Below are 13,757 nucleotides of genomic sequence, written 5' to 3'. Positions count from 1 at the left end.
TTCCTCCTTTGATACACGCATATACGTTTTATAACGTTGTATAAAACTTGAAACTTATACTTGATAGACTAGCTGACCGTCAATATACGTAGCAATCACTTTTGCTTGCTCTAGTCGCGTAATATCTTGTGTCGTTAAATCTTCATTGAAAATCGCTAAATGCGCTTTTTGTCCTTTCAAAAGCGTGCCACAATCTTTTATTCCATTAGCTAGAAAAGCATTTTTCGTAAAACTTTGGAGTAAACTAAGGCAATTAAGTCCGTTTTCTTCTTGCCAACGTTTTTTACCTTGAGGAAATCTCCGCCAAACGCTGCGCATAATTGCTTCTGGTAAATTCGTTATAAAAAGTGGTAAGTCCGTTCCGCTAGTAATCAAGATATTCGCCTCCTCCAAAGCACGATAATTAAAAAATCGTGATGCGTACTTGTATGGCAAAACTTTTTCCATATAACTTTTTTCATAGCTTTCATTTAAACCTAATACTTGGGGATAAATTTCGGCGACAATTTTCCCCTCTGCCATATGTTGGGCAGTTTCTTTAGTGATCATTTCCAAATCACTAATTGAATTATAAACACCATTAGGTAAACGCTTACTATTTTGAGCTAAAATTTCAGCAGCTTTTGCTGCCGCTTTATCTCCTTCTGTTGTTAAACAACAGGGGATATTTTGACTATTGCAAGCTTTAACCAAGTAGGCAATTTTATTATAATCAATTTGTGGCTGGTCTATTCCAGAACTATAAGCACCATAAGTATCCCCCGTTTCCTCTGCCACGACGCCATCTACCATAATTTTAGCGCCACCAAATGTTACATTTTTAGGAAAAGTAGTTTGTTGGTAATTTATCAGCCGTGGGATATCCAAAGACTCAGCTACGGCTTGAATATAAAAACGCGTCTGAATTTTCCCTTCTGGTCGCCAGGTGAAATAATCGGCACTATCAAAAACAATCTCTTTTGTTGCTACAACACCACAAGCAAGCAGCGTCTTTTCATACTGCTGATAAGCTGCGGTTAGCTCTTTTTTATCTGCCAATAATTCATTAATTAATTTTACAGCAGCCTCTGCACTAGTACCTGTCTCATCCAAATCATAACGTGCTTTAGCATAGTTATTTAGCCAACAGTAAGAACGCTTTTGATCGATGCCACTAATGGCACCTGAATAATTTAAGTCATCTAAGTCTTGGCTGGTCGGTTTTTCTGGCCACGTTTCACAATCAAATCCATGAAAATAGATAGGTCCCCCATGTTTTTTGGCTGCTACAGCTTTGATTTTCGCTAAGGCTTCGGCTTTGGTGTGACAATCACTTAAATCAATTCCCGCCTGCATGCGCAAATAACCGCTAAAAAAGACGTGATTGTCCATTAAACCTGGCATAACAAAATCATCATCATAGCAAAGTAATTTGCGTTTATCCGAAATTAATCCATAATCCCAGTTAAATTCTTTGGCAATGATTTTGTCATCTTTCATCACAATATGACCCTTTTGCACCGGATGAATCCCATCAAAAAGGTAATTTGTGCGAATAATTTTTTCCATGATTCCTCCTTTTAGCACATAGCTTTGCGGTGAATCAAATACTAAAAGTGTACGCATCCCCTAAATAAAACTGTTTGCCAAAATGAATGGGCCGCATATTTTGGTCTTTCACTACTGTCTGCATGTAAAAAAACGGTGTCCCAATCGCAACCGCCATTGTTTTGGCCATAAAATCATCTGCTGTTACAATTTCCAAAGTCGTTTCACCTGGATTGATGGGTAAAATATCGTGTTTGCGTAAGATTTCATACAAAGAACCAGTTAAATCTTCCTCTTGTAAAAAAGCAAAACGGGCATAATCAAAATAATTATTTTCTAATAGTAGAGGCGTCCCATTACCCAAACGCTTTCTTTGGGTATATAAAACTTTAGCGCCAACGGGAATTTCCAATTTTTCAGCTAGTTCTTGATTTGCTGTTAAAATTTCTTCTTTTAATAGGCTACTTGTCGTCTTTAACTGGCTGCTTTTACCACTATCACTAAATCCTGTAACATACTCAATTTTTCGCAAGACCTTGTGCCCACTGATAAAAGTCCCTTTACCTTGTTTTTTTACCAAATAGCCTTCAGCAACTAACTCTTCAATCGCTTTACGAACGGTAATACGACTCACACCGTAGTTTTTAATAAATTCTGGTTCTGTCGGGATACGTTTATTTTCGGTATATTCACCGGTATTTATTTTTGTTTTGATAACTTCTTTTAACTGTTTATATAATGGCAATTGTGCATTTGCATCAAGCATATTCGTCCCTCACTTAGTTTTTGATCAAAAGATCTCTCCTAAAGTAGAGTACCAAATGCCTTAGCTGAACACAAGTTACTCGTAGCTAACTCCATAGCCAAAAGATCCTTCTATCAGACAAGAATCGCCGGCAAAATCATTTCCTTTTTTCATGGCAGTAGAAATATCATCCCCACTTAAATAATTAATTAAAAAAGCAGTTAAAAAAGAATCTCCCGCAGCCATTGTATCCACAGGTTCTTTTAACACAGGAACCACCTCATAAAAACGTTGGCCATCATAGGCGATAGCAGAATTGGCACCTCTTGTTATAACCAAGACTTCATTGTTGCCAGTAAAATGTTCATGTAAAAATTGTTTTGCATCTTCATCGTTTTCATCACTCATAGAGAAAAAGCCAAAATTTACCGCAGCAATCGCCTTTTGAACTTCAGCTTCTGTAAAATCGTCAGAAAAATCATAAGAAATTTTGCCAGGCAATTCTTTTAACACTGGCAACAGGTGATTGACATGACTATAAAGTCCCATATGAATCAGATCAAAGGTTTTAAGATAGTCTTGATCTTCTGCACTTAAACGAATCGGATTGGTTTGGGTCACGCCGCCTTCATTACTGCCTAAAAAAATGCGATCCCCGTCTTTAATTTCTACGCGAGCACAGCCATTTTCACCTTCAACTAGCCGAGAATGACTATTGTCTAAACCAATTTCTTCTACCACTTTTTTAACATACTGTCCTTCTTTATCTGTACCAAAGACACCCATAAAACTACTGTCTACACCCAATTTTTTGGAAAAAACGGCAAAATTCAGTGCATTGCCTCCTGGATACATCAGTTTATAATTGACATACTTATCCACTACATTATCGCCTAATCCAAGAACTTTCATAAAACTGCCCCTTTCTTTTTGTCCATTCAAAAATGAAATAACAATTGCATTTTTTTGATTAAGGAGAAGACAGTTAGGTTATCTTCTAACTGCCTCACACATAATGATTTTAATAAGCAACTTTTCCCATATAACGACGCACATCTAAATCATGATTGCGTACTTTAGACAAAGCCAAACGATACTCAGCTAAAACACTATAAAATAAAATCGGATTGAAAAATTCATTTACTTCAGTGGGAATTAAATCCAACCCTAATTCTTTGGCATCGACGTATTCGACATTTTTGGCATATTCTTGTAAAAATGTTTTTGCCCGCTCGTCTAGAGGCCGAGTGCGTCCTTCACTCATTAACATAATGTAATTGCGATCTTGATCGGTCACTTCAAAAGGCCCATGGAAATATTCACCAGAATGGACTGATGTGGAATCCAGCCACTGCATCTCCATTAATGAACAAATAGAAAAGCCATAGGCATGGCCATAGCTAGGGCCACTTCCCATAATATAGAACATCGTGTCATTTTGATATTTATCAGCAAAAACTTTTACCCGCTCTTGTACTTGGGCAATGGCGTTTTTTACAACTGTATCAATAATCCCCATACCTTCTTTAAATTTGTCGTAGTGAGCATAGCCTTCTGTTTGCGCAACTAATGAAACAGTTAAATCTAAAATAATAGCCATTGGATTATTTTTCACTTCAGCATCTGCGCCCCAATCATACAAAAAGCTATAGTTTGAAACTTCAAATAAGTCCGCTTCTTTGTTATGGGTTAATCCTACTGTTTGAGCCCCGAAACTTTGGGCAACTCGACCTGCTTGAACTGTTTCTTTAGTATTGCCACCATGAGAACATAAAATTACCACTGCCTGCTCATCTAAAGCTTTGGGTGGCACATGGCAAAATTCATTTGCAGTATACCAACCAGTAAAACATTTGCTTGACTCAGCTTTCATAAAATATTCGGCTACATACATATCCACTAAAGAGCCACCACAAGCAACAAAGTAAACACCGGAAAGCTGTCCTTCATTTTTAGCCAAAATATTCTCAACTGTTTTTGTTACATCCATTTTTTGTCCTCCTAAATTTTGCAGACTTTTTAAATTACGTACAGGTACATCCCTGTTTTTCGAATAGAACAGTGCGATTTTATCTTGTATAACGTTATATGACGTTTTATAAAATGAGTGTAATCGATTTCTATGTAAAGGTCAATAACTTATTAGAATTTTTGACTAAAAAAAGCAAACATAAAAAAATGTTTGCCTACTCTTTACTTCATCACTAATAAGTATATGTTTGTGCAGTCAGCTGATAAATAGTGAATTATAGCTCATTTTTTACTGAAACAACTAAAGAAGAGAAAATAAGCAACTATTTTCTATCGCACAAGTGAATTATTTACTCTTCTTTTTCAAAACTAATAGCCGTCCAGCCTAATTTGTATCCTGCGTTTATAAAAGCATTTAAAGATTCGGTGTGGGAAAATTCTGTTCTAGCGACAGGAATTCTGTCCATATCTGCCTTCATAATCTCAGCTGTCAGTTTCTGAATTAATTTTGTAGCCAAACCTTGCTTACGATAATTTGGCAAAATATTTATTCCAATTTCACAACAGTACTTACCGTTTTCATTACACCCCGCCATGCCAATAATTTTATTATTTATTTGATAGGCTACACCTAGCTTATCCGGGTCTTCCTTGCTATACATAAAACATTGGTCAAAATCTTTTTGATTTCTAAATTGTTTGATATCGTCTCCATAAAAAAATTGAAAAGCCTCCTCTTCACTGTTAACTATTTTTTGTGGCAATAAAAAAGTTCCCCATTCTTTTAGACGATAGCCATTTTTTATTAAAATTGCTTGAAAAGCTTGAATATTTTGTAGGTCGAAAAACCATTGATTATTTTTGCCTTGATACTGTTTTTTTTATTGTGAAACTAAGGATACATTATCTGCTCGTATATAGAGCTTTCCCTGATACACAATCGCAACACCGGCAAATCGATGATAAGAAAACATAGCTTTGGTAGGTTGTCCATAACAAAAAGTATCCGTAGTTAAGTCTGTGGGCAAACAGCCGATATCAAGCGCAAATTGTTCTGTTATTGTTCGCATATACACTCCAATCGTAAAAAATAATAAAAAAACATCCTACACTATTAGGAGCATAGGATGTTTGCAAATGACTCGCTATTCTTTAAATTAACGTAAACGTTCAACGTCGCGGGCAATCATTAATTCTTCATCAGTTGGAATTAATAACACTTTGACTTTTGATTCTGGTGTTGAAATTTCTAATTCTTCACCACGTACTTTATTTTTCTCTGGATCAATTTCGCAACCAAACCAAGTCATGCCTTTGATGACTTCATTACGAACGTGAGCATCGTTTTCGCCGATACCAGCTGTGAAGACGATTGCGTCAACGCCATTCATTGTGGTTACGTAACCACCAATGTATTTACGGATACGGTCAGTGAATACATCATACGCAACTTTTACTTCTTCTTTGTCGTAGTTTGCTTCAAGGTCGCGCATGTCACTTGAAAGGCCAGTTAAACCAAGTAAACCAGATTTTTTATTTAAAATATCAACCATCGCTTCAATGTTAATGTTTAATTTGTCCATTAAGTATGGTAAAACAGCAGGATCAATATCACCAGAACGTGTTCCCATTGTCACCCCAGCAAGTGGTGTGAAGCCCATTGAAGTATCCACTGATTTTCCGCCATCAACAGCTGTAATAGAAGCACCATTACCTAAATGGCAAGTGATGATTTTTAATTCTTCAATTGGTTTTCCTAACATTTCAGCCGCACGTTGGGAAACATAGCGATGACTTGTGCCATGGAAACCGTATTTACGTACTTTAAAGTCAGTATAGTATTCCATTGGTAAGCTGTACAAATAGTTATGTTTAGGCATTGTTGCGTGGAATGAAGTATCAAAAACTGCCACACTGATAATATCAGGTAAGATTTTTTTGAATGCTTTAATGCCCATTAAATTGGCAGGGTTATGCAGTGGTGCAAATTCAGCTAATGCTTCAATATTATTCATGACTTCATCATCAATTACAACAGAATCTTTGTACGTTTCACCACCATGTACAACACGATGACCAACGCCTGTGATTTCATCGTAGTTTGCTAAGATTTCTAATTCAATTAATTTGTCTAATAGCATTTTAACTGCGACTTCATGGTCGTTAATATCGACAACTTCATTATATTTTTGGCCTTCGCCGTATTTAATCGTGAAAATAGAATCTTTTAGACCAATTCTTTCGACGATTCCTTTAGCGACAACACTTTCTTCTGGCATTTGGTACAATTGCCATTTTAAACTTGAACTTCCTGCATTGATTGCGATTGTTTTAGACATGTTACTCTCCTTTTAAATAATTAATTGGCTGATTTCCAGTCTTCAAATTGTTTAAAGAATTTAGCGATTACTTTTTCATCAGTTAGTGAAGCAAGTTTCGCTAAAAAGACCTCTTTTTGAATAGCAGACTCTCCACGATTTTGGACAATCAAAATACTTTTACGGGATTGTTCGGATTGGAAAAGTTGATCTGGCAATTGAATTAGCCCTTGTAAAAAGACTTTTTCTGCCATCCACTTTTTAAAATAAGCTGATTGTTCAGATTCTAATAGATTACTTGGTACTAAGAACAAGCCATAGCCTGCTTCTTTAACGTAATTCATTGCTTGTTCCATTAATAAGTGATGCGCATAAGAATGGCCGTCTTTTACACCGGTAATAAATTCTTGTGCTTTTTGATCATTAGGATAATAGCCAATTGGTAAATCAGAAATAGCTACATCAGTTGGATCTAATAATAAATCTTGTAAACTGTCTTGGTGGAAAAGTTGTAAATCGCCTTTGGTCCACTCGGTATCAGCTGCGGCAACTGCAAGTAATGTATCATCAATATCCACACCGACTCCTTTTGCCTGATAGCCAGCAGCTTGCAGATTTAATAGCGCTGTCAATAATAGATTGCCCATTCCCACCGCAGGATCAAAAATAGTCACTGCTTGTTTTTTATCGGGATAAAACTGTTCTAGTAAATAGACAAATAAAAATCCGAGCCCATCTGGTGTTAATTGATGATTAGCTTGTAATTGTTCTGTTTTACTGCCCTTTAGTAAAAGTAATTGGGATAATTTCCGTAAATCTTCACCTGATAAAGAGATTTCCTTTAGTTTTGTGTACAGTGTGTCGATTTTAGCAACTGTTTTGTCATCTGGCACGCCATCTAGTACTCGTACACTAAATCCGTCCAATTGGTTTTCCACATTCTCGATGTATGCATCCAGAAATGAGGACCCCAAAGCATTTTGCAGCAATTGGATGGCTTCAAGATTCAATGAAAAAGCTTCTTCAAATTGATCAGGAAACATAAGACACCTTCTTTCTGGAGATTATAACACCTTTTATACCTGTTTAATGATAGCCGATTCCCTAAAATTTATCAATCAAAAATTCACATTTTTGTTTGTGAAACAACGAACATAGACCTTTTTTGATAAGGATACCAAAAAGCTGAGAAACACAAATGGTAAGGTTTTCTCAGCAACTGTTATATTCTTAATAAGAAACAGATTTTTTGTTATCTTTAAATCGTTGGGATAGCTTAGTTAATTCTGTTTCACTGACGGTAAAATGAAAATTTTGTTTCTCTAGTTCAATCAATAATTTTAAGTCTTTTTGTTCTTTTTCAAATTGACAAGACCCATTTGAGAACTCCACTGTCCCTTTTTGTTGTTTTTCATCTGATAATGTGAAGTAGTAAACTAAAAATAACTCTCTCATTGTTTTAGCCCGATATAAGCGCTCTGTTTTAATCGCGGCAGTCGCCGTTATGAAATGGTGCGTTAAGACACTGTAACTTAGTAAGCTAATTAGGGCAACTAAGAGTAGTGTTGATAATAAAATACCGGCCTTATGCTCAGTTTTCCACCCATTTTCCATAACAAACATCTCCTGATTGAAAAAAGACTTGTAAAGTAACGGTTTTGGTCATCAAGTTTTTAGAAAAGCGGAGATGATAAACGTCCATTAAAAGCGGCTGATGTCCTTCTTTATCTACTCTTTTACGAATCATATTATCTCCTTTTTCAATTGAAATTGTCTTACCTTCAGTAGTTTTGCACTTTAAAACTGCTGGAGTGCAAGAAAGTAACGTTGTATCTTGCAATTCATTTTCTAATTGGAGCATAAAAGTCGCAAACTCCTGCTCTTGTCTTTTGGTAACAATTTCTTTTAAATGTATCGTCCGTAAAAAAAGGCTGCTAATTAACAACAAACACAAATTAAAAATGAAGAGCGCCACTAAACATTCTAAAAGTGTAAACCCATTAATTTTCAAGTTTAACCTCCATGAGATGATTATCTCTTTGACAATAAAAATAGTAGGTTCGTGGATTATAATGAATAACGTAATCTTGCTTTTCATAACTTACAGTATGGAAATTTACCCCGTCATGTCGCAAGATGATCCGTGCTTCTTCATACATAATCCGGCTTTGCAATAACTGTGCTTTGGCGTTTTCACTTCTCATTAATAGTTGTTGTTGCTGGTGAATTAAAATTAAAGCACAGCCGGTTAAAATGCTCAACGACACCAAAGCCTCTAACAAAATAAAGCCTTTAGGTAATTGTTTTGACAAAGCGACCACTTCCTAATTGAAATTGATACATAATTTTTGTCTTTTCCCATTGAAAAATGACAGATTCCATCCCCGAATAATTACCACTATCCGCCTTTATCACAATAGTTTGTGGCATCTTGCAACTTAACTCCTCTGGTAGCGGTAAATCAGGATAGCTTTCTTGTTCTAAAATTTCATACTGCAATACTCTTTTTTCTTGATCAAATCTCAATGTTGTCTCAATTTGTTGGGTAATTGCGGTTTGTTGTAACAACAAAAAATTTTGTTCAAATTGTGCTAAAAATAATTCGACTTTCGTTTTTGCGATTAATGGCTGTAACGTTAATGTTGGTATGAAAAGAAAAATAGAAATCACAAACAAAGTTATTAAAGATTCTACAATGGTAAAACCAGCATTTTGACGATTACTCGGTTGAATTTTGATTATATTTTTCATAGATTGCCCATTGTTCACTTGTAACATATTCTGGTACCATACTTTCTTCATTGGCTACACCACTGGGATTATTTAATTTGAATAGTTCAATTTGTGTTTCGACAGTCTTCACAACCGCAGTCTCGCCACCTTTTTCAGCTTGATCTTTTTGTTTTGAGAGATTAGGTACAAACAGTAATAACAAGATACTAATAATAAATAACACGACTAGCATTTCGATAATCGTGAACGCAGAATAGTTCTTTTTTTCCTTTATTTTTTTGATTTTATTGATATTAAACCACACGAGCTTACTCCCCTTTCAGTTATTCAGCTGTATATTTTCATACAACGGCAAAAATAAGGCGCCATAAACACTAATAATCAAAATCGCAATAACGACAAAAACTACTGGCTGAATCAGACTAATGCCTCTTTCCACTTTGTAATTCAATTTTTGACTACATAATTTACTGTATAAAATCAACTCCGTTCCCATTTTTCCTGTTGCTTGGCCTTGAAATACAATCAGACTAAATTCTGGTGGCAAAAACGGATAGGTTTGTAGCTTTTTGCTAAGCGGTTCTCCTTGTTGCAATGCACCATCCAGTTCACAAGCAATCTGGCACAATAAAGAATTCGGAGCAGTCTTTTGCATTACCTGAATAATTTGGTTGATTTCTAGTCCCTGACAAAAGAGTTTGCCCCACTCTAGTGCAAAATAACTACCGATGAATAAGCGATAAAAATGATTAACTAATGGTAAATGACTAAAAAATGTAGCTTGTTTCAAAGCAGATATTTTATTGAAATAGCATTTTAACAAAATAGACGTTCCTAAAATTCCAATCACAAAAATAAGGAATACATAAGGACTATAGCGTAGGAATAAAAGCCCCCAATGGTTTTTAGGTAACATATCTGAAGCTAATAACTGCGGCAGCAAAAAGTGATGCAAACTGCCCATGACACCACTTACAAAAAGCAGTAGTAACAAGGGATAACTTAAAACTTGCTGCAAAGCTCTTTTTTGTTTAGTGACTAACTCCAGTTGTTCAGCAATTTGACGCAATGTTTCTGCTAATAAACCTTGCTCTGCAGCTAATTGAACTTGTGCAATCTCAGCGGCTGTAAAATCAATTGTCACAAAAACTTCACTTAATGCTGTCCCTGCAGCCAGTGCTTTACGAAATGCCGCCAGTTTCAACTCATCAAATTCATGACTACGTTGGAGCACTTCAATTGCTTGCAGTAAGGTAAAGCCACTTAATAATAAATCTGCCAATGTTTTGACTAAACGTTGTTTATCATTGCTCTTGTTGCAAAATTTCTTCATGAATTCGCCCTTCTTCAACTAATTGCCTCAAATTTTGCTGCCAATTGGATAAAGGAACTTCTTTTTCAAATTGATAAGCGAGTAATCCGGCTGTCTTTTGATTAATATCGGTTAATAAGCGCTGGTAGATAATTCCCCCTAGACAATAGTCCAATTCATTTTCACTAGGCAATAAATCACGTAGGCGACTTTTCGTTTGGGCTAAATTGGCCGCATGGACGGTAGCAAAAACTTTGTGACCGGTTAATGCTGCACGAATTGCGGCTTTTGCAGTTAAGGAATCTCTGATTTCACCAATAATAAGACAGTCCGGTCGATGACGTAACGCCAGTTGAATCAAAGTATCATAGGTTTGACCAATTACAGTATTGGTTTGTAGCTGTAAAAAAGTATCCTCTTCAATTTCAACCGGATCTTCAATTGTAATCACTTGTCCTACGCTATGTTTTGCCAAGCGATACATTAACGTGGTTTTACCAGAACCAGTCGGACCACTAAATAAATACAAACGCCGTCTATTTGTCATCTGACGGATAATTTCCAACTGTTCTGGAAAATAAAAATGAGCTGATTTTGCTAAAGGTTGTAAAAAACGCAAAACTAAACTTTCTTTACCTTCATAATTGCCCACAATCGAAAGACGCAAGCGCTGTTTGCCAACCGCAGTTTCATAAGTGATGGCCCCAAGTTGTACTTTCCGCTTTTCTCCGACATCCATTTGGCCTAAGTATTTAAACCGCGCAATTAATTTTTCCGCATGCTCTTTTTTGAGAGTATCAAAGACGATCCGCTTATTTCCTTGTCTAAATTGAAGCTGCCATTGGTCTTTTTGCGGGGTAATGTATAAGTCCTCCATCTGATGTGTCATACCATATCTGATCAATTTTTCTGACAAACAAGTAACATCCATTCTCCTTCCTCCTCATAATGAGATACGCTAAATTTATAATTTTCGTTTTAAGCCATAAATTTTTTAAACAAGAAAAGCGAAAGGTAGTGGGTAACTCTTTGGAAAAATCTCAGAAATTCGTTTTCTGGTGCACTTGACCAGAAACTAATTTTTGAATTTTTCCCGAAGAGTTGCTACATGTGCTAGACAACTAGAAAAGCTTTGCGAACTCGTCCAGCTCGCTAGCAATAAGATAGAATTTTAATAAATTGCTTTTCAGATTTCTTCAAATTTTAGCTTATTGTCGCAGCGAGTTAGTTCGTAAAGCTAGATCAAAGAAAAGCGAAAGGTTGCGGGTAACTTCAAAGCAATAAGTTAAAATAAACTTATCTATTATCAAAACGTTATAATCTCTTTAAACTAAAAAAATGAGGTTGTGACAAAATTCTTGTCACAACCTCTATTTCCGAATAAACGGTATGTCAGAAGCAGCTTCTTCGGAAATAAGACGAAATTCCCCAAATTTAAAAAACAATTTTCGAAAATTCCGTCTTATTTCTTGAAACTGGTCGCTTTTGTCACAACCTCATTTGAGTTTATTGAAATTTTCTTCAAAACAAATTAGAAGATTTCAGCTGTTATGATACTTTTTTTGTTTTATCAGCAAACTGAGCTTCTACGCGGTAAATTGGTTGCCCTTTTCCACTGAACTTTTCTTCATATTCTGTCATCACATTACCAGAAAAATCACTGTGATGTAAATCTAACCAAACTTGTTTTAACGTCATCCCATATTGAGAAAAACTAGCTAAAGAATATTCAAATAAGCCTTGATTATCTGTTTTAAAATGAATTTCACCTTTTGGCTTCAAGATTGCTTCATCTACCGCTAAAAAGTCTGGAGAAGTTAAGCGTCGTTTAATATGGCGTTTTTTGGGCCACGGATCAGAAAAGTTCAAATAGATTTGATCGACTTCACTTTCAGCAAAGTACTCTGTCAATGCTGAACCATCAACATGTAACAGTTTCAAATTATCCACTTCTGCCGCTAAAGCTTTATCTAGCGCATGGGAAACTACACTGACTTGCATATCGATCCCGATATAGTTAATCGTTGGATTTTGTTTTGCCATTCCACTAATAAACCGGCCTTTTCCCATTCCAATTTCAATTTGAATCGGTTGGTTATTGCCAAAAACTTCATGCCAACGCCCTTTATGAGCAGTTGGTTCAGCAATTACAATTTCTGGATGTGCCACTAACATTTCTTCGGCACCGTTTCTTTTTCTTACCCGCATAATTTCTTCCTTTCTTCTTCCTAAAAATATAACCGTAAAAAAAGAGCAAAGTCTAAAGCTTTTGCAAAAGACATCGCCCTACTCACTAAAAATTCGTTTTAACTGAATGATCACTTCATTCATCGTTTCAAAATCGCCACGAACATAATATTTTTTTACTTCTTGTAGTAGTGACATTAACGCATACCAGTAAACTTTTTCCAAGTTGGTTCCATTTGGCATCATGCCATAACTCATTAACCACCGACTCCAAGAAGACTTGGGTAGATAATGCCCCAAAAAAGTACCAATATCTACAGCTGGATCACTAAAACAAATAGAATCCCAATCAACTAAATATAAATAATTGCGACAAACTAGCCAGTTACGGTGATTGACATCGCCATGAACAACTACCGCATCGGCTGCGGTAAATTCTGGTATATTATGTTTTAAATAATGCAAGACTAACTGCAAAAAACGATTTTCACCAATTGGGTTAGCGAGCGCACTTTCGTATTGTTCCAACATCATTTTAGGCGTTAAAAGTTCACCGCCAATTTTTTGTAACATCCGCTTTAACGACTGCGAGTGATGCAACTGATATAAAACATCCACCACATCGTTTCTTTTCCCAATCTCTTCTGCCGTTAAAATCGTACCTTCTAGCCATTCTTGTGCAGAAAACGTATCCCCGTTTCCTGTCCTTTTGGTCCAAATTAGACGAGGAGTAATTCCTTCTTTTGAAAGAGCAGCAAGCATTGGCGTCGTATTCCGTTTCACAAAAACTTTATCGTTTTCCCGCGAACCGATATAGGCTTTTCCGGTATCGCCTTTAATAGGACTTAAATTCCATTCTTGGCCTAACTGAATATCCATCTGCTCTTCCTCCTTCAAAACAAAAGTACCACCATTCTAGCGGTCTTAGGCCATAACGTCAAGCGCATATACGTTCCCCCGCTCC

The 13,757-nt window shown here is 36.1% G+C and carries 17 protein-coding genes; all 17 read right to left on the bottom strand.

The window, feature by feature from the left end; all coding sequences use genetic code 11:
• Window positions 1-54: 54 nt before the first annotated feature.
• Entirely contained in the window at window positions 55-1,548 is a 1,494-nt protein-coding gene (locus RU96_RS05810) for an amidohydrolase family protein (protein ID WP_071864597.1), read from the bottom strand.
• Window positions 1,549-1,582: 34 nt separating this feature from the next.
• Window positions 1,583-2,293 carry a GntR family transcriptional regulator gene (locus RU96_RS05805; protein ID WP_071864596.1) on the bottom strand — a complete coding sequence of 237 codons (711 nt, stop codon included), beginning with the start codon at window positions 2,291-2,293 and terminating at the stop codon, window positions 1,583-1,585.
• A 75-nt stretch (window positions 2,294-2,368) separates the two neighbouring features.
• Window positions 2,369-3,184 carry a fructoselysine 6-kinase gene (locus tag RU96_RS05800; protein WP_071864595.1) on the bottom strand — a complete coding sequence of 272 codons (816 nt, stop codon included), beginning with the start codon at window positions 3,182-3,184 and terminating at the stop codon, window positions 2,369-2,371.
• 109 nt (window positions 3,185-3,293) lie between these two features.
• The gene (locus tag RU96_RS05795) at window positions 3,294-4,262 is read right to left on the bottom strand and encodes an SIS domain-containing protein (RefSeq protein WP_071864594.1); all 969 of its coding nucleotides are present in this window, start codon (window positions 4,260-4,262) and stop codon (window positions 3,294-3,296) included.
• A 331-nt stretch (window positions 4,263-4,593) separates the two neighbouring features.
• Window positions 4,594-5,007, bottom strand: a complete 414-nt coding sequence (locus RU96_RS05790; protein ID WP_071864593.1) for a GNAT family N-acetyltransferase — start codon at window positions 5,005-5,007, stop codon at window positions 4,594-4,596.
• A 117-nt stretch (window positions 5,008-5,124) separates the two neighbouring features.
• Window positions 5,125-5,313 carry a hypothetical protein gene (locus RU96_RS05785; protein ID WP_071864592.1) on the bottom strand — a complete coding sequence of 63 codons (189 nt, stop codon included), beginning with the start codon at window positions 5,311-5,313 and terminating at the stop codon, window positions 5,125-5,127.
• An 87-nt stretch (window positions 5,314-5,400) separates the two neighbouring features.
• Window positions 5,401-6,582 carry an acetate/propionate family kinase gene (locus RU96_RS05780; protein WP_071864591.1) on the bottom strand — a complete coding sequence of 394 codons (1,182 nt, stop codon included), beginning with the start codon at window positions 6,580-6,582 and terminating at the stop codon, window positions 5,401-5,403.
• A 20-nt stretch (window positions 6,583-6,602) separates the two neighbouring features.
• A complete protein-coding gene (locus RU96_RS05775) occupies window positions 6,603-7,604 on the bottom strand; it encodes a class I SAM-dependent methyltransferase (protein WP_071864590.1) in 1,002 nt (333 codons plus the stop codon).
• A gap of 187 nt (window positions 7,605-7,791) precedes the next feature.
• The gene (comGG, locus tag RU96_RS05770) at window positions 7,792-8,175 is read right to left on the bottom strand and encodes a competence type IV pilus minor pilin ComGG (protein WP_071864589.1); all 384 of its coding nucleotides are present in this window, start codon (window positions 8,173-8,175) and stop codon (window positions 7,792-7,794) included.
• The gene (comGF, locus tag RU96_RS05765; RefSeq protein WP_071864588.1) at window positions 8,153-8,572 is read right to left on the bottom strand and encodes a competence type IV pilus minor pilin ComGF; all 420 of its coding nucleotides are present in this window, start codon (window positions 8,570-8,572) and stop codon (window positions 8,153-8,155) included. Before comGF ends, comGG begins: the two co-directional genes overlap by 23 nt.
• Window positions 8,562-8,882: a hypothetical protein gene (locus RU96_RS05760; protein ID WP_249024152.1), complete on the bottom strand. Its 321-nt coding sequence runs from the start codon at window positions 8,880-8,882 to the stop codon at window positions 8,562-8,564. Before RU96_RS05760 ends, comGF begins: the two co-directional genes overlap by 11 nt.
• The gene (gene comGD, locus RU96_RS05755) at window positions 8,854-9,312 is read right to left on the bottom strand and encodes a competence type IV pilus minor pilin ComGD (RefSeq protein WP_071864586.1); all 459 of its coding nucleotides are present in this window, start codon (window positions 9,310-9,312) and stop codon (window positions 8,854-8,856) included. The genes RU96_RS05760 and comGD overlap by 29 nt, the downstream gene beginning before the upstream one ends.
• Window positions 9,281-9,598 carry a competence type IV pilus major pilin ComGC gene (gene comGC / locus RU96_RS05750; RefSeq protein ID WP_071864585.1) on the bottom strand — a complete coding sequence of 106 codons (318 nt, stop codon included), beginning with the start codon at window positions 9,596-9,598 and terminating at the stop codon, window positions 9,281-9,283. The genes comGD and comGC overlap by 32 nt, the downstream gene beginning before the upstream one ends.
• Before the next feature lie 15 nt (window positions 9,599-9,613).
• Window positions 9,614-10,627, bottom strand: a complete 1,014-nt coding sequence (gene comGB / locus RU96_RS05745) for a competence type IV pilus assembly protein ComGB (protein ID WP_071864584.1) — start codon at window positions 10,625-10,627, stop codon at window positions 9,614-9,616.
• A complete protein-coding gene (gene comGA / locus RU96_RS05740; RefSeq protein ID WP_071864583.1) occupies window positions 10,599-11,537 on the bottom strand; it encodes a competence type IV pilus ATPase ComGA in 939 nt (312 codons plus the stop codon). The genes comGB and comGA overlap by 29 nt, the downstream gene beginning before the upstream one ends.
• A 617-nt stretch (window positions 11,538-12,154) precedes the next feature.
• Window positions 12,155-12,814, bottom strand: a complete 660-nt coding sequence (trmB, locus tag RU96_RS05735) for a tRNA (guanosine(46)-N7)-methyltransferase TrmB (RefSeq protein ID WP_071864582.1) — start codon at window positions 12,812-12,814, stop codon at window positions 12,155-12,157.
• Window positions 12,815-12,892: 78 nt separating this feature from the next.
• On the bottom strand, window positions 12,893-13,672 hold the full coding sequence (locus RU96_RS05730; protein WP_071864581.1) for a phosphotransferase family protein: 780 nt from the start codon (window positions 13,670-13,672) through the stop codon (window positions 12,893-12,895).
• Between the last annotated feature and the right edge of the window lie 85 nt (window positions 13,673-13,757).

Source organism: Enterococcus canintestini, from assembly GCF_001885735.1.
Classification (GTDB): domain Bacteria; phylum Bacillota; class Bacilli; order Lactobacillales; family Enterococcaceae; genus Enterococcus_C; species Enterococcus_C canintestini.
This window is presented reverse-complemented; position numbering and strand designations above follow the sequence as displayed.